At 70.4% G+C, this 25,925-nt stretch carries 23 protein-coding genes and 1 tRNA gene; 10 read left to right on the top strand and 14 right to left on the bottom strand.

Annotated features, from left to right (window positions below):
* Nucleotides 1–48: 48 nt before the first annotated feature.
* Nucleotides 49–1,287: a flavodoxin-dependent (E)-4-hydroxy-3-methylbut-2-enyl-diphosphate synthase gene (gene ispG / locus CSC64_RS10075; RefSeq protein WP_162435194.1), complete on the top strand. Its 1,239-nt coding sequence runs from the start codon at nucleotides 49–51 to the stop codon at nucleotides 1,285–1,287.
* Between the two features lie 31 nt (nucleotides 1,288–1,318).
* Here ispG and CSC64_RS10070 read toward each other — a convergent pair whose 3' ends face one another.
* The 3 genes from CSC64_RS10070 to rnd all read right to left on the bottom strand — a co-directional run bounded on the left by CSC64_RS10070 (nucleotide 1,319) and on the right by rnd (nucleotide 3,766).
* Nucleotides 1,319–2,431 carry an SGNH/GDSL hydrolase family protein gene (locus CSC64_RS10070; protein ID WP_162435189.1) on the bottom strand — a complete coding sequence of 371 codons (1,113 nt, stop codon included), beginning with the start codon at nucleotides 2,429–2,431 and terminating at the stop codon, nucleotides 1,319–1,321.
* A 127-nt stretch (nucleotides 2,432–2,558) separates the two neighbouring features.
* A tRNA-Ala gene (locus tag CSC64_RS10065) sits at nucleotides 2,559–2,634 on the bottom strand.
* Between the two features lie 37 nt (nucleotides 2,635–2,671).
* Nucleotides 2,672–3,766 (bottom strand): ribonuclease D, encoded by a 1,095-nt coding sequence (gene rnd, locus CSC64_RS10060; RefSeq protein WP_162435188.1) that lies wholly within the window; start codon nucleotides 3,764–3,766, stop codon nucleotides 2,672–2,674.
* Between the two features lie 124 nt (nucleotides 3,767–3,890).
* On the opposite strand from rnd, the gene CSC64_RS10055 reads away from it, so the two are divergent.
* Nucleotides 3,891–5,756: a formylglycine-generating enzyme family protein gene (locus tag CSC64_RS10055; RefSeq protein ID WP_162435193.1), complete on the top strand. Its 1,866-nt coding sequence runs from the start codon at nucleotides 3,891–3,893 to the stop codon at nucleotides 5,754–5,756.
* A gap of 15 nt (nucleotides 5,757–5,771) precedes the next feature.
* Entirely contained in the window at nucleotides 5,772–6,683 is a 912-nt protein-coding gene (locus CSC64_RS10050) for a M48 family metallopeptidase (protein WP_162435187.1), read from the top strand.
* Between the two features lie 68 nt (nucleotides 6,684–6,751).
* Here CSC64_RS10050 and phaR read toward each other — a convergent pair whose 3' ends face one another.
* The 3 genes from phaR to gluQRS form a co-directional block, all read right to left on the bottom strand.
* Nucleotides 6,752–7,300, bottom strand: coding sequence for a polyhydroxyalkanoate synthesis repressor PhaR (phaR, locus tag CSC64_RS10045; RefSeq protein ID WP_238389989.1), 549 nt, complete (start codon nucleotides 7,298–7,300; stop codon nucleotides 6,752–6,754).
* Nucleotides 7,301–7,362: 62 nt separating this feature from the next.
* Nucleotides 7,363–8,103, bottom strand: coding sequence for a beta-ketoacyl-ACP reductase (gene phbB, locus CSC64_RS10040; RefSeq protein WP_162435186.1), 741 nt, complete (start codon nucleotides 8,101–8,103; stop codon nucleotides 7,363–7,365).
* 23 nt (nucleotides 8,104–8,126) lie between these two features.
* Nucleotides 8,127–9,038: a tRNA glutamyl-Q(34) synthetase GluQRS gene (gene gluQRS / locus CSC64_RS10035; RefSeq protein ID WP_162435185.1), complete on the bottom strand. Its 912-nt coding sequence runs from the start codon at nucleotides 9,036–9,038 to the stop codon at nucleotides 8,127–8,129.
* Nucleotides 9,039–9,139: 101 nt separating this feature from the next.
* Here gluQRS and htpX point away from each other — a divergent pair, with 101 nt between their 5' ends.
* Nucleotides 9,140–10,015 (top strand): protease HtpX, encoded by an 876-nt coding sequence (gene htpX / locus CSC64_RS10030; protein WP_162435184.1) that lies wholly within the window; start codon nucleotides 9,140–9,142, stop codon nucleotides 10,013–10,015.
* 300 nt (nucleotides 10,016–10,315) lie between these two features.
* Here htpX and CSC64_RS10025 read toward each other — a convergent pair whose 3' ends face one another.
* The 3 genes from CSC64_RS10025 to CSC64_RS10015 form a co-directional block, all read right to left on the bottom strand.
* Nucleotides 10,316–10,552: an MliC family protein gene (locus tag CSC64_RS10025; protein WP_162435183.1), complete on the bottom strand. Its 237-nt coding sequence runs from the start codon at nucleotides 10,550–10,552 to the stop codon at nucleotides 10,316–10,318.
* A gap of 309 nt (nucleotides 10,553–10,861) precedes the next feature.
* A complete protein-coding gene (locus CSC64_RS10020) occupies nucleotides 10,862–11,812 on the bottom strand; it encodes an endonuclease/exonuclease/phosphatase family protein (protein ID WP_238389967.1) in 951 nt (316 codons plus the stop codon).
* A 15-nt stretch (nucleotides 11,813–11,827) separates the two neighbouring features.
* A complete protein-coding gene (locus tag CSC64_RS10015) occupies nucleotides 11,828–13,639 on the bottom strand; it encodes a M14 family metallopeptidase (protein WP_162435182.1) in 1,812 nt (603 codons plus the stop codon).
* Nucleotides 13,640–13,799: 160 nt separating this feature from the next.
* On the opposite strand from CSC64_RS10015, the gene CSC64_RS10010 reads away from it, so the two are divergent.
* Nucleotides 13,800–15,416 (top strand): POT-type proton-dependent oligopeptide transporter, encoded by a 1,617-nt coding sequence (locus CSC64_RS10010; protein WP_162435181.1) that lies wholly within the window; start codon nucleotides 13,800–13,802, stop codon nucleotides 15,414–15,416.
* A 7-nt stretch (nucleotides 15,417–15,423) separates the two neighbouring features.
* On the top strand, nucleotides 15,424–16,041 hold the full coding sequence (locus CSC64_RS10005) for a rhomboid family intramembrane serine protease (RefSeq protein ID WP_162435180.1): 618 nt from the start codon (nucleotides 15,424–15,426) through the stop codon (nucleotides 16,039–16,041).
* A 136-nt stretch (nucleotides 16,042–16,177) separates the two neighbouring features.
* On the opposite strand, the gene CSC64_RS13870 is transcribed toward CSC64_RS10005, so the two are convergent.
* On the bottom strand, nucleotides 16,178–16,345 hold the full coding sequence (locus CSC64_RS13870; RefSeq protein WP_202922356.1) for a hypothetical protein: 168 nt from the start codon (nucleotides 16,343–16,345) through the stop codon (nucleotides 16,178–16,180).
* Between the two features lie 180 nt (nucleotides 16,346–16,525).
* Here CSC64_RS13870 and CSC64_RS10000 point away from each other — a divergent pair, with 180 nt between their 5' ends.
* From CSC64_RS10000 to cfa, 3 genes are all read left to right on the top strand, one after another.
* Entirely contained in the window at nucleotides 16,526–16,810 is a 285-nt protein-coding gene (locus CSC64_RS10000; RefSeq protein WP_162435179.1) for a GNAT family N-acetyltransferase, read from the top strand.
* A gap of 68 nt (nucleotides 16,811–16,878) precedes the next feature.
* Nucleotides 16,879–17,736, top strand: a complete 858-nt coding sequence (locus tag CSC64_RS09995; protein ID WP_202922355.1) for a DUF3298 and DUF4163 domain-containing protein — start codon at nucleotides 16,879–16,881, stop codon at nucleotides 17,734–17,736.
* Between the two features lie 15 nt (nucleotides 17,737–17,751).
* Nucleotides 17,752–18,873 carry a cyclopropane fatty acyl phospholipid synthase gene (gene cfa, locus CSC64_RS09990; protein WP_162435178.1) on the top strand — a complete coding sequence of 374 codons (1,122 nt, stop codon included), beginning with the start codon at nucleotides 17,752–17,754 and terminating at the stop codon, nucleotides 18,871–18,873.
* 75 nt (nucleotides 18,874–18,948) lie between these two features.
* Here the strand turns inward: cfa and CSC64_RS09985 are convergent, their stop codons facing one another.
* Nucleotides 18,949–21,141: a M3 family metallopeptidase gene (locus tag CSC64_RS09985; protein ID WP_162435177.1), complete on the bottom strand. Its 2,193-nt coding sequence runs from the start codon at nucleotides 21,139–21,141 to the stop codon at nucleotides 18,949–18,951.
* A 175-nt stretch (nucleotides 21,142–21,316) separates the two neighbouring features.
* Here CSC64_RS09985 and CSC64_RS09980 point away from each other — a divergent pair, with 175 nt between their 5' ends.
* The gene (locus tag CSC64_RS09980; RefSeq protein WP_162435176.1) at nucleotides 21,317–21,814 is read left to right on the top strand and encodes a glutathione peroxidase; all 498 of its coding nucleotides are present in this window, start codon (nucleotides 21,317–21,319) and stop codon (nucleotides 21,812–21,814) included.
* 4 nt (nucleotides 21,815–21,818) lie between these two features.
* Here the strand turns inward: CSC64_RS09980 and CSC64_RS09975 are convergent, their stop codons facing one another.
* The 3 genes from CSC64_RS09975 to CSC64_RS09965 all read right to left on the bottom strand — a co-directional run bounded on the left by CSC64_RS09975 (nucleotide 21,819) and on the right by CSC64_RS09965 (nucleotide 25,839).
* Nucleotides 21,819–22,601: a ferredoxin--NADP reductase gene (locus CSC64_RS09975; protein ID WP_162435175.1), complete on the bottom strand. Its 783-nt coding sequence runs from the start codon at nucleotides 22,599–22,601 to the stop codon at nucleotides 21,819–21,821.
* Between the two features lie 148 nt (nucleotides 22,602–22,749).
* Nucleotides 22,750–23,931: a PQQ-dependent sugar dehydrogenase gene (locus CSC64_RS09970; RefSeq protein WP_202922354.1), complete on the bottom strand. Its 1,182-nt coding sequence runs from the start codon at nucleotides 23,929–23,931 to the stop codon at nucleotides 22,750–22,752.
* Nucleotides 23,932–23,958: 27 nt separating this feature from the next.
* The gene (locus CSC64_RS09965; protein ID WP_162435173.1) at nucleotides 23,959–25,839 is read right to left on the bottom strand and encodes an ABC transporter ATP-binding protein; all 1,881 of its coding nucleotides are present in this window, start codon (nucleotides 25,837–25,839) and stop codon (nucleotides 23,959–23,961) included.
* Between the last annotated feature and the right edge of the window lie 86 nt (nucleotides 25,840–25,925).

The following is a 25,925-nucleotide window of genomic DNA, read 5'->3' as shown; positions in this document are numbered from 1 at the left end:
CGCCTGCCTGCGTGCTGCTGATCCACGGCCGCGCCGACGCCCACGTGCCTGTCCCCCTCGGCCGCGCCCTGGCCGCGCCGTCCCACCCGCCAGGTCCTGGTCGGCGGCATCGCCGTCGGCGGTGGCGCGCCGGTGGTGGTCCAGTCGATGACCAATACCGACACCGCCGACGTGGCGTCCTCGGTGAAGCAGGTCGCCGAACTGTGGCGCGCCGGCTCCGAGCTGGTGCGGCTGACCGTGAACACCCCAGAGGCCGCCGCCGCGATCCCGCGGATCCGCGAAAAGCTGCTGATGATGGGCGTGGACGTGCCGCTGATCGGCGACTTCCACTACAACGGCCACCAGCTGCTGGCCGGCGAACCGGCCTGCGCCGAAGCGCTGGCCAAGTACCGGATCAACCCCGGCAACGTCGGCTTCGGCAGGAAGAAGGACACCCAGTTCGCCGCGATCATCGAGAAGGCGCTGGAGTACGGCAAGCCGGTGCGCATCGGCGCCAACTGGGGCTCGCTGGACCAGTCGCTGGCGGCAAGGCTGATGGACGAGAACCACGAACGCGCCGAGCCCTGGGACGCCGGCCGCGTGCTGCGCGAGGCGCTGATCCTGTCGGCGGTGGATTCGGCCGCACGCGCGGTGGAACTGGGCCTGCCGGCCGAGCGCATCATCCTCAGCTGCAAGGTCAGCGGCGTGCAGGAGCTGATCGCGGTGTACCGCGACCTGGCTGCGCGCTGCGACTACGCCCTGCACCTGGGTTTGACCGAAGCCGGGATCGGCAGCAAGGGCATCGTCGCCTCCGCCGCGGCGCTGTCGGTGCTGCTGCAGGAAGGCATCGGCGACACCATCCGCATCTCGCTCACTCCCGAGCCGGGGCAGTCGCGCACCGCCGAGGTGGTGGTGGCGCAGGAACTGCTGCAGACCACCGGCCAGCGCGCCTTCACCCCGATGGTCACCGCCTGCCCGGGCTGCGGCCGCACCACCAGCACCTTCTTCCAGGAACTGGCCAAGACCGTGCAGGAACACGTGCGCGCGAAGATGCCCGAGTGGCGCGTCTCGCATCCGGGCGCGGAGAACCTGTCGCTGGCGGTGATGGGCTGCATCGTCAACGGCCCCGGCGAATCGCGGCATGCCGACATCGGCATCTCGCTGCCGGGGACGGGCGAGGCGCCCTCGGCACCGGTGTTCGTGGATGGCGAGAAGAAGGTCACGCTGAAGGGCGAGAACATCGCCGCCGAGTTCGTGGCCCTGATCGACGACTACGTCGAGACCCGCTACGCCCGCAAGGCCGGCTGAAGCGCCGCAAGCCAGCCCGGCCCCGAGGGGCTCAGGGCCAGGGCTGCAGGCGATCCAGGTATCCGGCGAGGACGCCTGCGATGCGGCGATGGTCGGCCTGCGAGGGATGCCAGTCGCATCCATCCATCGCCAGCCCCTCGACCGGGACGAAGTCGACCCGTGTCTCGCCGGCCCGGCGCAATGCGTCCACCACGTGTGACGAGGCCTCGCGTACTTCATCTCCGGGCGCGCCCGTGGCCCAGATGGCGAACCGCGCATCCGGATAGCGCTGGCGCAGCGACTGCACGAAGGCGACGTAGCCGCGTTCGTAGTCCGCGTGCAGTGCCTCGCGGGTCTTCCAGCGCTCGCCCGGCGCCAGCGGCGTGGAGAAGTCGTTGGTGCCCAGCGCGATCACCACGACGTGCGGTTGCCAGTCGCGGTCCCCGTTGTCGCGCACCGAGTGGTCGAACAGCAGCCACGGATACGCCAGCGGCAGGGTGTCGGCGGCCAGGCCGCCGTAGTTGCGGACGATGCCACGGCCGGAGATCGCATTGACCCGGTAGTCGGCGCCATAGCGCGCGGCCAGCAGCGGGCCGTAGGCGCGGGTGTTGTCGGTGGTGGCCCAGACTTCGTCGGCGCTGCATTCGCGCCTGGCTGACAGGTTGCCGTAGCCGACGGTGTGCGAGTCGCCGACGAACTCGATCCGGCGCGCGCGCAATGGCGGGGGCAGGGCCTGGCTGCCGGCGGGCAGGAAGATGCCGCCGAAGCGGTTGGGGCCAGCCTGGTTCTCGGTGGCCGCCTGGATGCGCAGGATGTGCGGGCCGTTGCCCAGGCCCGAGAGGCGGTAAAGGCCGGGCGCGGGCTTCACGAGCGTGGCCGCCGTGCGTCCGTCGACGTGCACGTGGAGGATGGTGGCGCCCGGCCCGACATCGAAGACGGCTTCGCGGCCCGCGAAGGCGGTTTCGAAGTACAGGCCCGGCCACTGCCATGCCCAGCCGGCGATGTCCGGCGCCGTGGTCGCGCGGCCGCCGATGGCAACCTGCGCCGGGACCAGGTCTTCCGCCGCGGCCGCTTCAATATGCGCCACGGTCGCAGCGTCGGCGGGTGCGGCGATGGATGCCGCGCAGACACAGGTCAGGAGGAAGGCGCGGAAGGAAGATTTCATGCGGCTGCGGATCCCGGTACCAGCGCAATCGTAGTCGAGTGCCGGAGCCATGTGTCCCCGACTCCTTTCGGCCCGCTGTCGGGGGAGCGCCAAAGGAAAAAGCCGCCCGGAGGCGGCTTTCTGGAAGTGGTGGAGCCAGGGAGGATCGAACTCCCGACCTCGTCATTGCGAACGACGCGCTCTCCCAGCTGAGCTATGGCCCCACGGTGCGGCGGGAATGCCCGGCGCGGGATGCGGATTCTAGCCTGCCGTGGGTGCGGGTGCCAACAGGGGCGCCAGCGCCGGTTCAAGTTCGGCGCGGCGCCAGCCCTGCAGTGCGGGCGGCCAGTCGCCGCCTTCCAGCAGTGCTTCCAGGTAGCGGCGCGAGGCCAGCACGCCGTCGGGCAGGGCCAGTTCGGCGCTGCGCCGGGCCACGGCGTCCTGCAGGCGCTTGAGTGCGTTGCGGTCCGGTTCGCCGGCAGGGAGGGGCAGGTCGTCTTCGTCGGCCAGCGGCGTGGACAGCGCCTGCCAGATCGCCGCGGCCAGCCTGCGCGGCGACTTGGGCAGGGCGTCGAGGCGCTTCTGCAGCGCGGTGGAATCGGCCGGCGGGTCGCGCGAGAGCAGGGCCGCCAGTTCGTTGTCCAGTACCCAGCTGCGCGGCAGGTCGTGCTCGCGTGCATGGCGCTCGCGCCAGCGCAGCAGCCGCAGCAGGCGGCGCTGGCCGGCGGCGTCCAGGAACTGCGCGGCGCGCAGCGACAGGTGCGGCCAGCGTTCGCCTTCGTCGCGGGCGGCGTTGGCGAGGGCGCGCGCCATGTCTTCGGCCAGCCAGGCTTCGCGGCCCAGTTCGCGAAGGCGGCCGGCGGTGGCCGCGTGCAGTGCGTCCAGGTGGCGCACGTCGTCGGCCGCGTATTCGAGCTGGGCGGCGCTGAGCGGGCGGCGCAGCCAGTCCGAGCGGGTCTCGCCCTTGGGCAGGACCACGCCGGTGACCTGTTCGACCAGCTTCTGGTAGCCCATCCCGGCGCCGATGCCGGCGAGGGCGGCGGCGGCCTGGGTGTCGTACATCGGCCCCGGCAGGACGCCGCAGGCGCACTTGAACGCGACCAGGTCCTCGCTGGGGCTGTGCATCACCTTGAGCACGGCAGGCGCCTGCAGCCACGCGGCCAGCGCCTGAGGCATGCCGGGCAGCAGGGGGTCGACCAGCAGGATCTCGTCGCCGACGGCCATCTGCACCAGGGCCAGTTTCGGCCAGTAGGTGCGTTCGCGGATGAATTCGGTGTCCAGGCCGACGTGCGCCGGGGCATGCTCCAGCCGGCGCAGCAGCTCGGCGGGCTGGTCTATCCAGAGGGGTGCTGACACGTGGGTTCCGGGGTCCTGTTTCGTCTGCCCGTGCGGGCTGCGATAGCCTAGCGTCAAACCGCCACGGGCGGAGGCGACCTGAGGAGGGACATTGCGCGCGAGCGGCCAGGCCTTGCTGTGGACCATGCTGCTGCTGGCGGCGGCTTGTGGCCGCGCGCCCGAGGTGCCGGCCGGTTCGGGACCGGCTGCTGCCGGGGGACGTGATGCCGGCACTCGTGGGGACGGGATCGGTGGCAATCGGGCCGAGGCGGGTCCCAGCGTCACCGTCAGTGGCGACGAGCGCGAGGCGGTGGTCGGGGTATGGAGTCCGCCGCCGGTGGAACTGCCGGCCGATGCCGACCTCGCCGAGTGGCGCGCGCGCGCGGATGCGGCGCTGGCCGAGGGCCGCCTGTTCGAGGACGGCAACGCAGCGATCCCGCTTTACCTTGCGCTGCGCCGGGCCGATCCGGACGACCGCGCCAGCCAGCGGGGCCTGCAGCGCGCCGGCGCGCGGGTCGTGGCCGAGGCGCGCGCGGCCGTGGCCGCGCTGGACACCGACGATGCCGGCCTGGCACGCGCCGAGGAACTGGTTGCGGTCGCACGCGCGCTGCGGCCGGACGATGCGGCGGTGCCCGCATTGCAACGCAGGGTTGAGAGCGCGCGGCGCCTGTCCGCGCTCAACCGCGCCGGCGAAGAGGACCTGCGCGCCGGCCGCCTGGGCGAGCAGGGCAATGGGGCGCTGGCGTATTTCCGCGACGCACTGGTGATCCGGGCGGACGATCCGCGCGCGCTGCAGGGCCGGGCGGCGGTGGAGAGCGCGGCGATCGGGCGCGCCGAACAGGCCGCCGCCGCGCTGGAGTTCGCCACCGCCGCGCACTGGCTCGACAGCGCCCAGGCGGTGCGCGAGGACGATGCCGGCGCGGTCGCCGATGCCCGCGCGCGGATCGCCGCTGCCCGCGCCGCGCGCATCGCCGCGCTGCGCGACGCCGCCCTGCACGACCTGGTCCGGCCCGACGGCCTGCGCGACGCCCGCGGCCGCCTCGCCGCGATGCTGGAGATCGCCGAGCCCGGCGATGCGGTGGCCGCGCAGTTGCGCGAGCGCATCGACCTGGCCACCCACTACGGCGCGTTCCGCCCCGGCCAGGTATTCACCGACGCCCTGGCCAACGGCAGCCGCGGCCCACAGATGGTGGTGGTGCCGCACGGCGCGTTCCGCATGGGTGCGCTGGATACGGAGCCGGGTGCGGCCGATCCGGAGAAACCGGCCCATTACGTCCGCTTCGACCGTGGTTTCGCCATGTCGCTGACCGAGGTGACCGTGGCCGAATTCGGTCGCTTCGTCGCCGCCGCCGGTGCGCGTCCGCGGGCGACCCGCCGCGGCAATTCGATCGTCTACGACGAGCGAAGCGGCAACTTCGCCCGCCGCAGCGGCGCGGACTGGCGTTCGGCCTACGACGGCCGGCCGGCGGCGCCGGGCGACCCGGTGCTGCACGTGAGCGTGCGCGACGCCGAGGCCTATGCGGCCTGGCTGTCGGCTGAGACCGGCCGCTACTACCGCCTGCCCAGCGAGGCCGAGTTCGAGTACGCGCTGCGCGCCGGCAACGACGGCCGCTTCCCCTGGGGCGACGCCGGCGTGCCGCCGGAAGGCTCGGGCAACTTCGCCGGCGGCAACGACGTCTCGCCCAGCGGGCGCACCTGGAACAATGCCTTCGTCGGTTTCGGCGACGGCTACTGGGGGCCGGCGCCGGCGGGGCGCTTCAGCGCCAATGCATGGGGCCTTCACGACCTGTCCGGCAATGTCAGCGAATGGGTCGCCGACTGCTGGCACGCCAGCTACCGGCGGGCGCCGGCCGATGGCGCGGCCTGGTTCAACCCGGGCTGCCGCTCGCGGGTGGTGCGCGGCGGAGTGTGGTCCGGTTCGCCGGCGCAGACCCGCTCGGCGTGGCGTGCGCCGATGGATTCGGATATGACTAGCGCGCGCGTCGGCTTCCGCCTGGTGCGCGGCATCTGATCGAGGAGAAGGGGCATGCGACAGGATCCGTTCGGCCAGTCGGGCGACAGGCAGGGCTACGGGCAGGCGCCGCGGCGCCGCGGTTTCAACGCCGGCAACCTGCGCTGGCTGATCCTGCTCGGCTTCCTCGCCTATGGCGGCTGCTACTACTTCTCCAACCGCACCGCCGACCCGTACACCGGCGAGACCGTGCTGATCGACAGTTCGATCGGCCCGGACCAGGAGCGGGCGATGGGCCTGCAGGCCTACGAGCAGATCCTGCAGCAGGAGCGTCCGCTGGCGAAGTCCGACCCGACCTCGCAGCAGATCACCGCGATCGCCAGCCGCCTGATCCAGAAGGTCCCGGAAGTGACCGCCGAACTGGCCGCCGAACACGGCATGGCCGCGCCGGATCACTGGCGCGGGTTCGAGTGGGACGTGAACGTGATCCCGTCCGACCAGGCCAACGCGTTCTGCCTGCCCGGAGGCAAGATGGCCGTCTACACCGGCCTGATCCCGGTGGCGCAGAGCGAGGACGCGATGGCGGTGGTGATGGGCCACGAGATCGCCCACGCGCTGCTGCGCCACGGTGCCCAGCGCATGAGCCAGCAGAAGCTGGCGCAGATCGGGCAGATGGCCGGCGCGGCCAGCGGCATGGATCCGCAGCAGCAGCAGATGGTGATGGCGGCGATGGGTTACGGCTACCTGCTGCCGTACGCCCGCACCCACGAAACCCAGGCCGACGAGGTCGGCCTGATGCTGGCCGCCGCCGCCTGCTACGACCCCAACGAGTCGATCGGCCTGTGGCAGCGCATGAGCGAGTCTTCGGGCGGCGAGGCTCCGCCGGAGTTCTCCTCGACCCATCCCAACCCGGGCACCCGCATCCAGACCCTGCAGTCGCTGCTGCCCAAAGCGATGGAGTACCGGCAGAAATTCTGCCGGCAGTAACGCGGCCATGACGAAACAGCCGGGGCTTGCCCCGGCTGTCCGTTCTGTCCATCCGCTTGCGCCAGGGCTCAGCGCCGGGGCTTGCCGCCCGTGCCGCTGCCGCGTTCCGGTTCGGCCTTGGCTCCGGCACCGGCGGTGCTGCCCGTCGGGCGGCCGGCGCCTCCGGCCAGGCCGCGCTGGAACTCCTGCCACAGTTCCAGGTTGCGTTCGGTGAGCTGGTTCATCGCCGCCCACGGCGTCTGCCCGAGCAGGTTGCCCATCTGCTGGCGGAAGGTCTGCTGCTGTTCCAGGAACGCGGTCATGCTGCGTTCCAGGTAGTTGCCCATGAAGCCCTGCAGCGAATCGCCGTAGAAGCGGATGATCTGGCTCAGCAGCTGGGTCGAGAGCATCGGCTCCCCGTCCTGCTCCTGCTCGGCGATGATCTGCAGCAGCACCGAACGGGTGAGGTCCTCGCCGCTCTTGGCGTCACGGACCTCGAAGGACTCACCGTCGAGGATGAGCTGGCGCACGTCCTCGATGGTGATGTAGCTGGAAATCTCGGTGTCGTAGAGCCGGCGGTTCGGGTACTTCTTGATGATCCGTAGGGCTGCCATCGTGCGCTCGCGGGCGGTCTTCATGTGCCAGCGAGCATGGCGCACTGCAGCAGCGCATGCAACTCCCGCAGTTCCGGCCCGGTGCCTCACCAGCCCATGTGGTGCCCGCCGTTGATGTCCAGGTTGGAGCCGGTGATCCACGACGCCTGCTCGTCGACCAGGAAACCGACCGCGTAGGCGATCTCCTCCGGCTTGCCCAGCCGCCCGGTCGGGATGTCCGCGGCGATCTTGGCGCGCACTTCCTCCGGCACCGCCATCACCATGTCGGTGGCCACGTAGCCGGGCGAGACCGTGTTCACGGTGATGCCGAGCTTGGCGTTCTCGCGCGCCAGGGAAATGGTGAAGCCGTGCATGCCGGCCTTCGCGGCGGCATAGTTGGCCTGGCCGTACTGGCCCTTGAGGCCGTTGATCGAGCTGATCTGGATGATCCGGCCCCACTTGCGCTCGCGCATGCCGTCGATCACCGGGCGGGTGACGTTGAACACCGAGTTGAGGTTGGTGTTGATCACGTCGTTCCACTGGTCGGCCTTCATCTTGTGGAAGGTGCCGTCGCGGGTGATGCCGGCGTTGTTGACCAGGATGTCGACCGGGCCGAGTTTCTCCTCGATCTCCTTGACCATCGCCGCTGCCTCGTCCGGCGAGGTGACGTCGCCCTTGACCAGGACGATGTCGTAGCCGTCCGCCTTCATCTGCGCCTGCCAGGCCCGCGCCTTTTCCTCGTTGCGGTAGTTGGTGGCGACCTTGTGGCCCATGTCGGCCAGCTTCCTGCAGATGGCGGTGCCGATGCCGCCGGTGCCACCCGTAACCAGTGCGACGCGACTGCTCATGACGGAGCCCTCCCGGGGCGCATTCAGTGATCCACGCCAGTTGTAGTGCTGGCCTCCTGAAAGTGCAAGCGCGCCGGCAGGCGGGTGCGGTCGAAGTGCGCGAGCGCGCGCCGCAACAGCGTATCGACCGTGCCGGCGTCGCGCAGCGGGGCCGGATCCTGGCCAAGCTGCGCCCAGGCGCGCCGCAGCGCCGGCAACGGATCGGCCGGGTCCACCGGCTGCGCGGCGCTGGACTTGGACAGCTTCTGCCCGGTTTCGTCCAGGACCAGTGGCAGGTGCAGATAGCGTGGCGTCGGCAGGCCCAGCGTGCGTTGCAGCAGGATCTGGCGCGGGGTGGAGTCGAGCAGGTCGTTACCGCGGACCACGTCGGTGATGTCCTGTTCGGCGTCGTCCACCACCACCGCCAGCTGGTAGGCCCAGCAGCCGTCGGCGCGCAGCAGGACGAAGTCGCCGACCTCGCGCGCCACGTCCTGTTCGAACCGGCCCTGCAGGCCGTCGTCGAAGGCGACCGTGGTGCCGTCGGCCACGCGCAGGCGCCAGGCCGGGTGCGGTCGTGGCGTGGCGGCCACGCAGTGGCGATGGACTCCGTGCTGTGCGGCCAGTTCGCTGCGGCTGCACGGGCAGGAGAACGCCGCACCGGAGGCGCGCAGGCGCTCCAGCGCAGCGTGGTACAGGGCGTGGCGCGCGCTCTGCCGGACCGGTGGCTGGTCAGGGAGCAGGCCGAACGCGGAGAGCGCCGCCAGTTGCGCATCGGCCGCGCCGGGGACTTCGCGCGGCGGATCCAGGTCTTCGACCCGCACCAGCCATTCGCCGCCGGCCGCGCGCGCCAGCAGCCAGCTGCCCAACGCGGCCAGCAGCGAGCCGGCATGCAGGGGGCCGGTGGGCGAGGGTGCGAAACGGCCGCGATAGGGGGGCGGATGGGCGACGCGGGTCATCAGTGCATGGTCGCGGCGTGGATCGCTTGATTTCAAGCCATGGCGACCCCAGTTTCTGGCGAAGACACGCCCCCGCGCCCAAGCTCCCCGGAGACCTGCCCGTGTTCAGCCGCATTGCCCTGTTCCTCGCCACCAACCTGGCCGTGCTGTTCCTGGCCGGCATCGTCATGTCGCTGCTCGGCGTCCACCCGGGACAGATGGGCGGGCTGCTGGTCATGGCCGCGCTGTTCGGCTTCGGCGGCTCGATCATCTCGCTGCTGATGTCCAAGTGGATGGCCAAGCGCGCCACCCGCGCGCAGGTCATCACCGAACCGCGCAACGAGACCGAACGCTGGTTGCTGGCCACCGTGCAGCGCCAGGCGCAGGCGGCCGGCATCGGCATGCCCGAGGTCGCGGTCTACGACGCGCCGGAGATCAACGCCTTCGCCACCGGCGCCAACCGCAACAATGCGCTGGTGGCGGTGTCCACCGGGTTGTTGCGGCAGATGGACGCGGACGAGGCCGAGGCGGTGCTGGGCCATGAGGTCGCGCACGTGGCCAACGGCGACATGATCACCATGGCGCTGCTGCAGGGCGTGCTCAATACGTTCGTGATCGTGCTGGCGCGGGTGTTGGGCGGGGTCATCGACAGCCAGCTTTCCGGTGGGCGTGATAACGATCGCCCGGGGCTGGCCTATTTCGCGATCGTGATGGTGCTGGAGATGGTCTTCGGGCTGTTCGCGACCATGATCGCGATGTGGTTCTCGCGCCGCCGGGAGTTCCGTGCGGACGCGGGCGGGGCGCGGTTGGCCGGGCGGGAGAAGATGATCGCGGCGCTGCAGCGGTTGTCGCAGAACCAGGGGCAGAGCACGCTGCCGGCACAGGTGGAGGCGTTCGGTATTGCGGGTGGCATGGGGCAGGGGCTGCGCAGGCTGTTCCTGAGCCATCCGCCGCTGGCGGAGCGGATCGCGGCGCTGAGGGCTGCGACTGCGGCCTGACCTGCAATTCCAGCCGGCGGCCTCCTCGGGGCGTCGAAGGACGTCGACTCCGGGGGGGCATTCAAGAGCGTCGGCTCCGGTGGGGGCCGCCGCACCTTGGGTATATGGCCCACCCTTCGGGACGACATCCTGTCTTTACGAAGGGCCGTGGCACATCCATGTGCCACTTGGGCCATATACCCAAGGTACGGCGTCCTTTCGCGATCTTCCGGGTCGTGGCTTCTATTGGCCTGCGGTCAGGGACGCGGCCATGTGTTGCGCTCTTGTAGAGCGGGGCTTGCCCCGCTGCTCTCCGGCCACTCAACCCGCCGGTGCTGTAGCGGGGTTCACGACCTCGGTGCATTCGCGCGCGGGCGTGCCTGAGAGGGTCAGCGTTCCACCTGGGCCCTTGGTCCAGAATTCGTTGCCGTTGCTGTCGGCGTAGCGCGCGCCGGAGGCGGCTGCGGCCTGCTGCAGCACCAGTTCGCCGCCGGTGTGGACCACGGTGGCGGTCCGGGTGGCCTGTCGAAGCGTGCGGAGATGCGTTCGTCGCCGCACTGCCACTGGCTCTGGAGCACAGTGGCGCCGGGGGGCATCGCGTCGCCCGGAGGGGTGGGTGCCGGTTGCGCGGCGGGCACGGTGGCTTCCGTGGCCGCAGGTGCGGGTGTGTCGTCGTCCGCGGGGCGGCAGGCGGCCAGGGCGACCAGCAGCGAGGTGCACAGGAGCAGGCCCGCGTTGCGGGCAGGGTGGGCGACGCGGGTGCCGGTCGTGGGCTTCATGCGGTTTTTCCTGTCTGTGCAGTGGTGGGGAGCGGGCAGGCTAGTCGGGCATGCGCATGGGGGATGCGAAGGCGGTGTTCCTGAAACATTAAAAGGGCTTGTTCACTTCGGGATCTGCGGCAGGCTCGGTGGTGTCATCCGCCTCCGTTTCCGCTTCGGTAGCGGCGGCAGCTTCAGTCGCCGTATCGGCGACGGGTGGCAGCCGCAGGCGCACGTACACGGCGCGGTGGTCGGAGGCCCAGAGGCCGTCCGCATCCGGTTCGGCGAACAGCAGCCGTGCTTCCAGTGGCCGCATCCGGCCGCGCGGCAGGAATACGTGGTCCACGCGTGCCGGCGTACTGAAATAGGCGGGGTTGAGCGTGCTGGAGGCGGCAGTGTCGGCGCGCGGATCCAGGCGCAGCCAGGCGTCTTCCCAGCCTGGCAGCAGCGCGGCCAGTTCCGGTGCGTCGGCCTCGGCGTTGAAGTCGCCGGCCAGCAGCGAGGGCGCTTCGCCGGAGGTGGCCTCCACGTAGGCCAGCAGGTCGGCGACCTGGCGGGCGCGGATGGCCGCGCCGTCGGGCTTCCAGTACAGGTGGGTGTAGTACAGGTTCAACGGTTGGCCATCGACCAGCAGGCGGGCGAAGCCGGCGGTGCGGTGGTCTTCCAGCGGGTGCAGCAGGGTTTCGCCTTCCTCGACCAGCGGATGGCGGGTCAGCAGCGCGATGCCGTAGCGGCGCTTGTGGCTGGGCGGGTCGGTGGTCACGAACCGGTATTCGTAGCCGAGCTCGCGCGCCAGCCATGCGGCCTGGTTGGGCAGCGATTCGTGCTGCAGCACTTCCTGCAGCACGATCGCATCGGGCGCCAGGCGGCGGAAGGTGGCCAGCACCTGCACGCGCCGCCGCGGCCAGTCGGCGGAGTCGTGGTAGAGGTTGAAGGTGACCACGCTGAACTCCGCCGGCTGCGCCCGCGCCTCGATGCCGGCCGGCGCGGCGACAGCCGTTGCGCCCGCCAGCAGGCCGATGCAGGACAGCAGGCGGGCGAGACGGGGCAGGCGGGGCATGGCGGGCGCTCCGGGTCAGCGATCGGGCGGGGGCTGGTCCAGGCGCAGGACCGGGTACAGGCCGTAGCGTTCGTCCCACGCCGGATGGCGGCGGTAGAAGAAGTCCAGGCGTGCGCCGGGATCGGCGGCGAAGGCCGGGTCGTCGGCGAGCCGGCGCCGGAATTCGTCGCCCAGCGCCGGGTCGTCGGCGAGCATCGCGCGGGCGACGTCCTCGGCGACGTAGTCCTCCATGTATTCCTTGCGCTCGAACGCGACGTTGAGCGCGCCCCAGGCGGCGACCGAATCCGGCGCCTGCGGTTCGAGCAGGGCGAGGACCAGGCGCGACAGCGGCTGCGCGATCGGCACGTACAGTGCGCCGGCGCCCACGTCGCGCGGTTCCGGCTTCCACGCGCCTTCCAGCGACAGCCGCTGCCTGCCTTCCATGGAGTTGCCGGCGAACTGCGGTGCCGTGGTGCGGAACGCCTGCACCGGCGCGCCGGGCCAGGCCGCGTCCACGCGGCGGAAAGCGACGCCGTGCGCTTCCAGTGCCGGCTGCACGAACGCGGCCCAGGCCGGCGGCACCAGGTAGCCCGCGCGCGGGGCGACGGCATGCAACGCCGGCTGCACGTCGTCGCGCAGCGGCACGCGCCAGACCTGCGGGGTGGTCTCGTCGTAGCGGGTCATCAGCGCGCCGGACACGTCCGACGGCGTTCGGGTGTAGGCGTAGCCGAGGAAATCGACGTCGCGCGCCTTCGCGCCCGCCTTCCAGGCCAGCGGCTCGGACTGCCCGCCCAGCTTCGCCGCGCGCGCGTCCGCCGCGTCGGCCTCGCGCCGCCACTGCGCGCCATGCGCGGCCATCTGCTCGAGCACCGAGACGATCGTATTGCGGGTGATCCGCACCCGTTCCGGGTACGGCTTCCACGAATGCGTTTCCACCAGCATGCCCAGGCGGTTGCGCAGCAGGAAATAGCCGTGCGAGAAGCGCGGCGGCGGCACGCCGTCCTCGAAGCCGGAGGCAGGGTTGTCGTTCTCCACGAAGGACGGGTAGAACGGCAGCGGCTTCGAGCCCTGCCGGGCCAGGTCGGCGATCACCGCGTTGCGCCAGGCGCGGCCGATCTCGCGCAGCCGCGCGTCGCCGGCGTGCAGCGGCTCGACCTGGATCGAGATGTCGTGCTCGAACTGGGCGCCGTCGGTCGCGTGCAGGTCGACCGTCGCCAGCGGATCCCAGGCCTGCACCAGGCGCAGCATCGCGCGCATCTCCGGCGCATCGGCCTTCACGTAGTCGCGGTTGAGGTTGAAGTTCTGCGCGGTGGTGCGCCAGCCCATCTGTTCCGGGCCGCGCTGGTTGGGCCGGTTCCAGGCGCCGAAGCGCTCGTGGCCATCGACGTTGAACACCGGCACGAACAGCCACACCACCTTGTCCAGCGCCCCGGGCGCGGCCTGTCCGGCGAGCACCTGGCGCAGGGCGAGGAAGCCGGCGTCCTTGCCGTCGATCTCGCCGGCATGGATGCCGCCCTGCATCAGCACCACCGGCAGGCCGCGGCGCCGGGCCTCGGCCGGGTCGAAGACGCCGGTGGCGGTGACCACCAGCAGCTGCATCGGCCGGCCCTCGGGCGTGGTGCCGAATTCCAGTGCACGGACCCGGTCCGGATGGCGGGCCTGGAACGCGGCGGCCAGGCGGCCGACTTCTTCGTAGCGGCCGGTGCGCTGGAAGCCGGAGCGCTCGGACACGGTGGCCAGGGCGTCGGCGCTGGCGGCAGAGGCCGTCGCTGATTGCGGGACGGCGGCCGCGGCGGTAGCCGGCAGGCTGGCGAGCGACAGGGCAAGCAGGGCGGCGCGACAGGACATCGGTGGCGGGCTGGAAGTGACGATGCGCACATGATGCCCGGCGAGGCGCGCGGCGCAAGCCGCGGCGCGATCGCAGCATCGCCGGCGGACATGGCCGGTGGCGGTTCCGGTGGCCCCACCGGATCGGGTACCCTCGGCTTCTTTTGCAGCCACCTCCCGGATGAGCACGACCACTGCTGACAGCGGGCGCATGCCCCGCCAGATCTCCTACATCATCGGCAACGAGGCCTGCGAGCGCTTCAGCTTCTACGGCATGCGGAACATCCTGGTTCCGTTCCTGATCAGCTCGGTCCTGCTGGCCTACCTGCCCGAGGGGCCGCAGCGCGATGGCGCCGCCAAGGACATATTCCATATGTTCGTGATCGGCGTGTACTTCTTCCCGCTGCTCGGCGGCTGGCTGTCGGACCGGTTCTTCGGCAAGTACCACACCATCCTCTGGTTCTCGCTTGTCTACTGCGCCGGCCATGCCTGCCTGGCGATGTTCGAGGACAACGCCACCGGCTTCTACACCGGCCTGTTCCTGATCGCGCTGGGTTCGGGCGGGATCAAGCCGCTGGTGGTGTCGTTCTGCGGCGACCAGTTCGACCAGAGCAACAAGTCCAAGGCCAAGCTGGTCTTCGACGCGTTCTACTGGATCATCAACTTCGGCTCGTTCTTCGCCTCGCTGCTGGCGCCGCTGTTCCTGCGCCACTGGGGCCCGGCGGTGGCCTTCGGCATCCCCGGCGTGCTGATGTTCATCGCCACCTTCGTGTTCTGGCTGGGGCGCCGCCACTACGTCAACGTGCCGCCTTCGCGCAACGACCCGCACGCCTTCCTCGAAGTGGTGAAGACGGCGCTGCGCGCGCATGCGCCGGGCGAGGGCCGCCCGGGCCGCGCCGTGGCCGTGGCCGGTCTGGTCGTGGCCGCCGCGCTGCTGCTGCTGTGGGCGCTGTCGCTGGGCGGGCTGGCGCCGTGGTGGCCGGACTTCGGCTTCGTGATCTCCGCCTGCCTGGCACTGGGCGTGGTGATCGCGTCGGTGGGCTGGGGCGCGTCGATGCAGCTGGAGCGCGCCCGCGGCGCGCACCCGGACGCGGCGGTGGACGGCGTGCGCGCGGTGCTGCGGATCCTGATCGTGTTCGCGCTGGTGACCCCGTTCTGGTCGCTGTTCGACCAGAAGGCCTCGACCTGGATCATCCAGGGCCGGGAGATGGTGATCCCGCACGCCTCGGCCTGGTGGCCGAGCTGGCTGGTGAAGGACGCCGCGCAGATGCAGGCGCTGAACCCGCTGCTGGTGATGCTGCTGATCCCGTTCAACAACCTGCTGCTGTACCCGGCGTTGCGCCGGCTCGGCTGGGAACCGACCGCGCTGCGGCGGATGGGCTGGGGCATCGCCATCTCAGGCGTGTCCTGGATCGTGGCCGGCATGCTGCAGCTGTGGCTGGACGGTGGCGCCGAGGTCTCGCTGAGCTGGCAGGCGCTGCCGTACCTGCTGCTGACCTTCGGCGAGGTGCTGGTCTCGGCGACCGCGCTGGAGTTCGCCTACAGCCAGGCGCCGCACGCGATGAAGGGCGTGATCATGGCGTTCTGGTACCTCACCAGCACCTTCGGCAGCCTGTGGGTGCTGCTGACCAACTTCGGCGTGCGCAACGAGGCGGTGCTGGGCCGGATCGCCGGCACCGGGCTGAGCGAAAACGCGTTCCTGATGTTCTTCTTCGCCGGCTTCGCGTTCGTGGCCGCGCTGGCGTTCGCCGCCTACGCGCGCCGCTACCCGATGCAGGACAACTACCGCGTCGCCTGAGGACCGCATGCAAGCACCCGTCACCCTGGCCTTGATCGCGGTCACCGCCCTGCTGTCGTGGCTGGCGTTCAAGGACCGTCGCCTGGCCGACCGGCTGATCCTGTGGCCGCCGGCGATCGCCCGCAGGCACGAGTACTGGCGACTGGTGAGCTACGGCTTCCTGCACGCCGACCTGGCGCACCTGCTGTTCAACATGGTCACCCTGTTCTTCTTCGGCCGGCTGATCGAACAGGTGATGGCGCAGCTCACCGGCAGCGCGCTGACCTACCCGCTGTTCTACCTGGCCGCGCTGGTGGTCTCGATCCTGCCCAGCTACCTGAGGAACCAGAAGAACCCGAACTACTTCAGCCTCGGCGCCTCGGGCGCGGTGTCGGCGGTGCTGTTCGCCTTCATCCTGATCCAGCCGTGGTCGCTGATCTTCGTGTTCTTCATCCCGGCGCCGGCGATCCTGTACGCGGTGTTCTACGTCGGCTACAGCATCTGGATGGACCGCAGGGGTGGGGACCGGATCAACCACAGCGCGCACCTGGCCGGTGCCGCGTTCGGGGTGATGTTCATGCTGGCGATGGAGCCGCGGCTGCTGAACGTGTTCCTGCACGAGCTGCTGAACCCGCGCTTCGGTTGAGCGCCCGCGTTCGTGGCGTGCAAGCCCGGCGTGCGAACTGGCCGGGAGAAGAAGCAAAAAAAAAGCAGCCCCGCCGCCGGCGGGGCTGCCCGGACGGATCGCGTGCGACGCGCTCCGTCCTTCCCCCTTCGCAATGTCAGTTGAGGACCGCGTAGGCGTGCTTCAGGCGCTCGTACACTTCCGCGTTCAGGTGTTCGAATTCCCAGCCCTCGGTGTGGCCGCTGACCACGAGCTGGTAGAGGCCTTCGAGCAGGGAGGCGTCGTTGGCGAAGTCGGTCGTGCTGCTGCTGTCGAGTGCGTCCATCCTGGGGCTCCTGGGATCATTGGCATTGGGACCTGCCTGAACCGACGCAGAACCCGTGCCAACTCCTGCAGACTGGTCCAGACTCCTGTTCAGCTACGCCGAAGCGGGCCAGCCGCCGGATTTCCAGCCAGAATGTGACGCAGAGCGTCCTCTTTTGCCGCCGCGCCCCGGGTACCTGCCATGACCGACCTGCCAGCCATCGCCCACGATCCCGCCCATCCTCGTTTCTTCCTGCAGCTGGACGGGCACGAGGCCGAACTCGAATACCACCTCCAGGACGGGGTCATGGTCATCGACCATACTGGCGTGCCCGCGGAGATTGGTGGACGCGGGCTGGCCGGCCACCTGGTGCGGCACGCGTTCGAGCATGCCCGGGGGCAGGGCTGGCGGGTGCTGCCGGCGTGCTCGTACGCCGAGGTCTGGGCCGCACGGCATCCGGACTACGCCGATCTGCTGGTGGATTGACTAGACTGCCCGCGTGCGACCCTGCCGGATGGACGCAGGCCGCGGACCACGCGCAAGGGAGGTGCAGGATGCCCCGGAATCCCGGAACGACACGTTTCAACCCGATCCCGCTGCTTGCCGCCGGCATGGCCGCGGTGTTGCTGGCAGCCTGCCAGCGCGAGGCCGCGCCGGACCACCCCGCCGCCCCGGAGCCCCCGCAGGCACCGGTCGTCGCGGACGCGCCGGCCGCCGAGCCCGATGCCGTCCCTGCGCTGGCCGATGTGATCGAACATGACCCGCGCTACGTGGTCGGCATCAGCTATCCGCCGGGTGTGGCAGCCGATCCGGGCCTGGCGCGGGCCCTGCACGAGTACGCCGAGGCCGCCCGTGGCGAACTGATGCAGGCGGTGGCGGGACTGGATGCCGCGCCGACCGCACCGTACGAACTGTCGCTGGGTTTCCGCGAACTGGTACGCAACGCTGGGGTGGTCGCGGTGGCCGCCGATGGCAGCCTGTATACCGGCGGCGCCCATGGCCAGCCGCTGGTGGCCCGCTTCGTCTGGCTGCCCGGGCAGCAGCGCATGCTCACCGCACAGGACCTGTTCGCCGACCCGGCCGGCTGGAAGGCGGTGTCCGGCTACGTCCAGGAGCAGCTGGGCGCCGCCGCGCACACCCGCGCGGCCGACGGGGACCTGGAACCGGGCGATCGCGAACGGCTGCTCGCCGGCGCGCTGAAGATGATCGCCGAAGGCACCGGCGCGGACCCGGCGAACTTCACCGAGTTCGAACCGCTGCCGGCGGCCGATGGCCGCATCGGCGGGCTGCGGTTCGTGTTCCCGCCATACCAGGTCGGGCCGTATGCCGATGGCGTGCAGACCGTGGACGTGCCGGCGGCGGTGCTGCGGCCGTATCTGGCCGACGACGTCGACGGGCTGTTCGGCGGGTAGGCGCGGGGCAGTGGCATGGCCGCCGTCCCCCGTCCGCGCCGCAGGATCGAGGCGTTGCTGGCGCAGGCCGGCGTGCAGGCCGGCGGCGGCCGCGAATGGGACCCGCAGGTCCACGACGGGCGCTTCTACGCGCGCGTACTCGCGCAGGGCTCGCTGGGCCTGGGCGAGTCGTACATGGACGGCTGGTGGGACGTGCGCTCGCTCGACGGCTTCCTGCTGCACCTGCTGCAGGCGCGCCTGGACCGGCGCGTGCATGGCCTGGCCGAAGCCGGCGACGCGCTGCTGGCGTGGCTGTCCAACCGCCAGTCGCGCGCGCGCAGCGGGGAAGTGGGCCGGCGCCACTACGACCTGGGCAACGATCTCTACGCGGCGATGCTGGGGCGACGCCTGGTCTACAGCTGCGGCTACTGGCGCCAGGCCACGGGCCTGGATGCGGCGCAGGAGGCCAAGCTCGACCTGGTGTGCCGCAAGCTGCAACTGCGCCCGGGCATGCGCGTGCTGGACATCGGCTGCGGCTGGGGCGAGGCGCTGAAGTTCGCCGCCGAACGCTACGGCGTCTCCGGAGTCGGTGTGACCATCTCGGAGGAGCAGGCCGCGTTTGCCCGCGAGCTGTGCGCCGGGCTGCCGGTGGAGATCCGCCTGCAGGACTACCGCGACCTGGACGAGCGCTTCGACGCGGTGCTCTCGATCGGCATGTTCGAGCACGTGGGCGTGCGCAACTACCGCGCCTATTTCGAGGTCGTGCGGCGCTGCCTGGCCGGTGACGGGCTGTTCCTGCTGCACACCATCGGCAGCAATGTTTCGGTGCGCCGCACCGATCCGTGGATCGCGCGCTACATCTTCCCCAACTCGATGCTGCCGTCGGCCGCGCAGGTCACCCGGGCCAGCGAGGGCCTGTTCGTGCTCGAGGACTGGCACGGCTTCGGCGCCGACTACGACCGCACCCTGCAGGCCTGGCACGACAACGTGGAGGCGGCCTGGGAGCGGCTGGACCCGCGCTACGACGAGCGCTTCCGGCGCATGTGGCGGTTCTACCTGGCCGGGTCGATGGCCAGCTTCCGCAGCCGCCGCTCGCAGCTGTGGCAACTGGTGCTTTCGCCGCGCGGGGTGCCCGGCGGCTACGTCGCCCCGCGCTGACCGGATTGCGCCGGACCCCGGAAACGACTGCGCCACCCGGAGGTGGCGCAGTGCGTTGCGGCGAGGGTGGCAGGATCAGCGCGGCGGCGCGGCGTCCAGCCCGCGCTTGGCCAGCAGCGGCTCGATCTTCGGATCGGCGCCGGTGAAGTCGCGGAACAGCTGCAGCGCGTCCTTGCTGCCGCCGCGCGACAGCAGGGTCGCGCGGAAGCGGTCGCCGTTCTCGCGCTTGAGCCCGCCGTTGTCGCGGATCCACTGCTGGGTGTTGGCGTCCAGCACCTCCGACCAGATGTAGGCGTAGTAGCCGGCCGCGTAGCCGCCCATGATGTGGCTGAAGTACGGCGTGCGGTAGCGCGGCGGCACCGGGGTGAACTGGATGCCGTCGGCAACCAGCGCGTCGTGCTCGAACTGCATCACGCCGGCCGCTTCGGGCACCTCGTCCGAACCGATCTGGTGCCAGCGCTGGTCGAGCATGGCCGCGCCCAGGTATTCGGTGGTGGCGAAGCCCTGGTTGAACTTGCTCGCTGCCAGGACCTTGTCCAGCAGCGCTTGCGGCATCGCCTCGCCGGTCTGGTGGTGCTTGGCGTAGTTGGCCAGGATCGACGGCCAGTCGGCCCACATCTCGTTGACTTGCGACGGGAACTCGACGAAGTCGCGGGGCACGCTGGTGCCGCTGAAGTACGGATAGGTCACGTCCGAGAACATGCCGTGCAGGGCGTGGCCGAACTCGTGGAAGGTGGTGGTGACCTCGTCCCAGGTCAGCAGCACCGGCTGGCCGTCGGTCGGCTTGGTGATGTTGAGGTGGTTGGCGACCACCGGCTGGGTGTCGTGCAGCTTCGACTGCGAGACGTAGGCGTTCATCCACGCACCACCGCGCTTGGACTCGCGCGCGAACGGATCGAAGATGAAGATCGCCAGCGGGCTGCCGTCGGCGTCGAAGACGTCGTAGGTCCAGATGTCGTCGCGGTACTTGGGCAGGTCGGTGCGTTCCTTGAAGGTCAGCCCGTACAGCTGGTTGGCGGCGAAGAACACGCCGTTCTCCAGCACGTTCTTCATCTCGAAGTACGGCTTGAGCTGCGACTCGTCGAAGTTGTAGCGCTCCTGGCGCACCTTCTCGGCGTAGTAGGCCCAGTCCCACGGCTCCAGCTTGAAGCTGGGCTCGCCCTTGGCGGCCTGTTCCTTGTCGATCATCGCCTGAAGGTCGGCGGCTTCGCGCTTGGCGTTGGCGACCGCGGCCGGCGCCAGCTGGCCCAGCATCGCGTTCACCGCCTCGGGGGTCTTGGCGGTGGCGTCGGCCAGCGAATAGGCGGCGTGGTTGGGGAAGCCCAGCATCTTCGCCCGGTCGGCGCGCAGCTTCATCACCTCCGAAACGATGGCGGTGTTGTCGTACTCGTTGCCGCGGCTGCCGCGGCCGGCGGAGGCCTCGAAGATCTTCTGGCGCGCATCGCGGCTGGTGAGGTAGGTCAGCGGCGGCTGGCCGGTGGTGTTGAGCAGGGTGACCACGTACTTGCCTTCCTGGCCACGCTTCTTCGCCTCCTCGGCGGCGGCGGCGAGCTGGGTCTCGTTCGAGCCGGCCAGCGCGTCGGCGCTGTCGAAGGTCACCGCCGAGGCGTTGACCTCGTTGAGCACGTTCTGGTTGAACTGGGTGCCCAGGGTGGCGAGCCTGGCGTTCATGTCCTTCAGCGTGGCCTTGTCAGCCTCGGACAGCTTGGCGCCGGCGCGGATGAAGTCGTCCTGGTAGCGCTCGACCAGGCGCACGCCCTCGGCGTCCAGGCCCAGCGTGTCGCGCTTGTCGTACAGCGCCTGGATGCGCGCGAACAGCGCCGGGTTCAGCGCGATCGCGTCGCGGTGCGCGGCGAAGCGCGGCGAGAAGTCGGCCTGCAGCTTCTTGCGCGCGTCGTTGGTGTCGGTGCCCACCAGGCTGAAGAACACGGTGGTCGCGCGGTCGAGCAGCTGGCCGCTGTTCTCCAGGGCGATGATGGTGTTCTCGAAGGTCGGCGCCTCCGGGTTGCCGGCGATCGCCTCCACTTCCTTGATCTGCTCGGCCATGCCCGCTTCGAACGCCGGGGCGAAGTGCTCGTCGCGGATCCGGTCGAAGTGCGGGTAGTGCAGCGGCAGGTCGCTTTCGGCGAAGAACGGGTTGTCCTGGGCGGACGGCGCGGCCGGCTGCTCGGCGGCGCTGCCGGCGGCGGGGCTTTCGGTGCGGTTGCAGGCGGTCATGCCAAGTCCAAGGGCGGCGGCAAGCGCCAGGTAGAGGCCGGTCTTCTTCATGTGGTAATCGATCCTGCGGGGTGAATCCTCCAAATCTACTCCACCGCCGGCCGGCAATGCCCGTGACAAATGGCACAGGGAGCGGGGGCCTTGTCGCACAAGGGTCTCATCGCCGTTGCGACGCCACGCGGGGTGCAGCACGGTTATGCTGGCGTCCCCGGACAGGCGAGTGCCCATGGCAGGTCTCCAGGATTTCAGCGCCACCGACATCGACGGCCACCCGCGCTCGCTGGGCGAGTTCGCCGGCCAGGTGCTGCTGGTGGTGAACGTGGCCTCGCGCTGCGGCTTCACCCCGCAGTACGCCGGGCTGGAGCAGCTCTGGCGCGATCACCGCGACCGCGGCTTTGCCGTGCTCGGCTTTCCCTGCGACCAGTTCGGCCACCAGGAGCCGGACGACGAAGCCGCGATCCGCGGCTTCTGCGCGCTCAACTACGGGGTGACCTTCCCGATGTTCGCCAAGGTCGAGGTCAACGGGCCTGGCGCGCATCCGCTCTGGCAGTGGCTGCGGCAGGAGAAGCGAGGCCTGCTCGGTACCGGTGCGATCAAGTGGAACTTCACCAAGTTCCTGCTCGGCCGCGATGGCCGGGTGCTGGCCCGCTACGCCCCGCGCGAACGGCCGGCCTCGCTGGCCGGCGACATCGAGCGGGCGCTGGCGGCGCCGGCGCCGCGCTGAGCGTTCACTTCTCGACGAAGGCGCGCTCGAACACGTACTGGCCGGCGCTGCCGATCCGCGGCGAGGCACTGAAGCCGCGGCCGTCGAGCAGGGCGCGGAAGTCGGCCAGCATCTGCGGGCTGCCGCAGATCATGGCGCGGTCGTGCTCCGCGTCCAGCGGTTCCAGGCCCAGGCTGCGCATCATTTCGCCGCTGGCCATCAGTTCGGTGAGGCGGCCGCGGTGCGGGAATTCCTCGCGGGTCACCGCGGGGTAGTAGAGCAGCTTGTCGCGGATGGTTTCGCCGAGGAACTCGTGCTGCGGCAGTTCCTTCATGAAGTAGTCGCGGTAGGCCAGGTCGGCGATGTTGCGCACCCCGTGGCAGACGACCACGCGTTCGAAGCGCTCGTAGGTCTCCGGATCCTTGACCACCGACAGCCACGGCGCCAGTCCGGTGCCGGTGCCCAGCAGGTACAGGTTGCGGCCCGGGTGCAGGTCACTGATCAGCAGGGTGCCGGTCGGCTTGCGCCCGATCAGGATGCTGTCGCCGGGCCGGATGTGCTGCAGGCGCGAGGTCAGCGGCCCGTCCTGGACCTTGATCGAGAAGAACTCCAGCTGCTCCTCCCAGTTGGCGCTGGCGATGGAGTACGCGCGCATGACCGGCTTCCCGGCTTCGGTCGGCAGGCCGATCATCACGAACTGGCCGTTCTCGAAGCGGAAACCGTCGTCGCGGGTGGTGGTGAAGCTGAAGTACGCGTCCGTCCAGTGACGGACATCGAGCACCGTCTCGGTGCCGTAGGCGGATGACATCGGTCGGGGGCTTGAGGGGGATATTCGCCGCGTATTGTAGCCGACCGGCCAGGCCCGGCCTTGCGCAGGATCATGGCCCGCGGGCCGGGGGTGGCGCTGGAGAGGGGCGGGTGGCCGTCGCCCCGGGACTGTTCAGCCCCCGGACCGCTCAGCCCTGCGGCGGCTCCAGCTTCAGCAGCTTGCCGTCGGCCTCGTCGGTGACCAGGTACAGGTTGCCGTCGGCGGCCACGCGCACGTCGCGGATGCGCTCGCCCAGGTCCTGCAGCAGCCGCTCCTCGGCGACCACGCGGTCGCCGTCCAGCTGCAGCCGGATCAGGTTGCGCTGGGCCAGCGAGCCGAGGAACAGGCTGTCGTTCCAGGGCTTGCCCGGCTGCCCGGTGTAGAAGGCCATGCCCGACAGCCCCGGCGAGACCTCGAATACGAAGTGCGCCGGTTCCATCCCTTCCTTCTCCTTGCCCACCGCCTCGGGGATCGGCTGGCCGGAGTAGTTGATGCCGTGGGTCACCAGCGGCCAGCCGTAGTTCCGGCCCGGTTGCGGCAGGTTGACCTCGTCGCCGCCGCGCGGGCCGTGCTCGCTTTCCCCCAGCTTACCGGTACGCGGGTCGAAGGCCAGGCCCTGCGAATTGCGGTGGCCGTAACTCCAGATTTCCGGACGCGCGCCGGCCTGGCCGACGAAGGGATTGTCGGCGGGCACCGAGCCGTCCAGGTCCAGGCGCACCAGCTTGCCCTGCAGCTTGTCTAGCTGATGCGCCAGCGGGCGTTCGGTGCGTTCGCCCTGGCTGATGAAGACGTGGCCCTGGCCGTCGAAGGCGAAGCGAGAGCCGAAGTGGTTCTCGGCGTTGAGCTTGGGTTCCTGCCGGTAGAACACGGTCACCTCGCCCAGCCCCGCGTCGCCGAGCGTGGCGTACGCGGCGGTGGTGCCCGACAGGCCGCTGCCATCCGCTTCGGCGTAGCTGAGATAGATGCGCCGGCTTTGCGCGAAGTCCGGTGCCAGCGCCACGTCGAGAAGGCCGCCCTGGCCGCGCGCGGCCACCGCCGGCACGCCGGCCAGCGGCGCGGATACGCTGCCGTCGGCGCCGATCCGGCGCAGGTTGCCGCCGCGCTCGGTGACCAGGAAGCCGCCCTCGGGCAGCGGCGCCACCGCCCACGGATGCGAGAGGCCGCGTGCCAGCACCGTCAGCTTCGCTTCGCCCTGTTCGCTGGCCACCGCGCGCGCCGGCTCGGCGGCGGGTGCCGCCGGAGTGGCCGCGGCCGTTTCCTGCGCCGGCCTGCAGCCGGCGAATGCGAGCGCGATGGCGATGGCGGGCGCGACAATGACGGGCAGGCGCATGGCGGGCATCCGTGGCGAGGGGGACGGTCAACGATAGCCGGCGGCCTGCAGTTCGAACAACTCCGCGTAGCGGCCGCCTTGCGCCATCAGCTGCGCATGGGTGCCGCTGGCCTCGACCTTGCCGCCGGCCAGCACCAGGATCCGGTCGGCCATGCGCACGCTGGAGAAGCGGTGCGAGATCAGCACCGCGGTGCGCTCGTGCGAGAGTTCCTTGAAGCGCTGGAACACCTCGAACTCGCTGCGCGCGTCCAGCGCCGCGGTCGGTTCGTCGAGGATCATCACCTGCGCGTCGCGCATCCAGGCGCGGGCGATCGCGATCTTCTGCCACTGCCCGCCGGACAGGTCCACGCCGGTCTTGAAGCGGCGGCCGACGAGCTGCTCGTAGCCCTGCGGCAACGGTTCGATCACCTCGTCGGCCATGCCGCGGCGGGCGGCCTCGCGGATCCGCGCGATGTCGTCCATCGCCTCGATCCGGCCCACGCCGATGTTCTCGCCGGCGGTGAGGTGGTAGCGGACGAAATCCTGGAAAATCACCCCGATGCTGGCACGCAGGTCGTCCAGGTCGTAGTCGCGCAGGTCGCGTCCGTCGAGCAGGATCCGGCCTTCGTCCGGGTCGTACAGCCGCGCCAGCAGCTTCACCAGGGTGGTCTTGCCGGCGCCGTTCTCGCCGACCAGGGCCAGCACTTCGCCGGCGCGCAGCTCGAACTCCAGCCCGCGCAGCGCCCAGTTCTCCGCGCCGGGATAGCGGAAGCCGACGTTCTCGAACACGAAGCCGCGCGCGATCGGTCGCGGCACCGGCAGCGCATCGGCTCTGGAATGGATCTCCGGCTCGATCTCGAAGAACGAATACAGGTCGTCCAGGTACAGCGCCTGCCCGGCGACCTGCGAGAAGCCGATCAGCAGCCCCTCCAGCAACTGGCGCAGGCGACGGAAGCTGCCGGCGAGGAAGGTCAGGTCGCCGATGCTGAAATCGCCCTTCACCGTGCGCCAGGCGATGTAGGCGTAGGCCACGTAGTAGCCCAGCGTGCCCAGCGCGGCCAGCAGCGTGCCCCACATCGCGCGGCGGCGGGCGAGGGCGCGGTTGGCGGCGTAGAACTTCTCGGCCAGCACCTTGTAGCGTTCCACCAGGAAGCGGTGGAGGTTGAAGATCTTCACCTCCTTGGCCGTTTCCACGCTGGCGCCGGTCTGGCGCAGGTACTCGAGCTGGCGGCGTTCGGGCGTCCACTGGTAGTTGAGCGAATAGCCCAGCGCGTTGAAGTGCGCCTCGCCGATGAACGCCGGGACCAGCGCCACCGCCAGCAGCAGGATCAGCCACGGCGCATAGACCAGCAGGCCGACGGCGAAGGCGACCACGGTGACCGCGTCCTGGACCTGGCCGAACAGCTGGCCCATCAGGCTCATCCGGCTCATGGTCAGGCGCCGCGCGCGGTCGAGCTTGTCCTGCAGGTCTGGATCCTCGAAATCTTCCAGGTCCAGTGTGGCGGCGTGCTCCATCAGGCGCACGCTGCTGGCGTTGGTGAACAGCTCCGAGAGCAGGCCGTCGGCGTAGTTCACCAGCCGCCCGAGCAGGTCCGATCCCACCGCCAGCGCCAGTTCCAGCCCCAGCAGCCATGCCAGGTGGTCGAGCTGGCCGCCGCGCAGGGCCTGGCCGAGGCTGTCGAACTGCAGGCCCAGGCCGACCAGGCGGATGGCCTCGTCGATGATCAGCTTGCCGATGTAGAGGATGACCACCGGCATCAGCGCGCGCACCAGGCGCAGCCCGAGGCTGGCCAGGGTCAGCGCAGGGCTGGTCTGCCAGATCTGGCGCAGGAACGGCGGCAGGTTGCGCATCGCGTCGAAGCGCTCGCGCAGGCTGGGATTGCCGCGCTCGCGGCGGGGCTTGGTCGATGCCGGGGCGGGCTTGGCCATGGCAGGCATTGTGCCAGCAGCCTCGGGTTGCCTGTCCCGGGTCGCCTGTCCTGGAAAAACGGAAGGCCCGCTTTCGCGGGCCTTCG

The sequence above is a fragment of the Pseudoxanthomonas koreensis genome (assembly GCF_010093225.1).
Taxonomy (GTDB): Bacteria; Pseudomonadota; Gammaproteobacteria; order Xanthomonadales; family Xanthomonadaceae; genus Pseudoxanthomonas; species Pseudoxanthomonas koreensis.
Note: the sequence above shows the minus strand (reverse complement) of the source record. Positions and strands in the feature narration are given on the sequence as shown.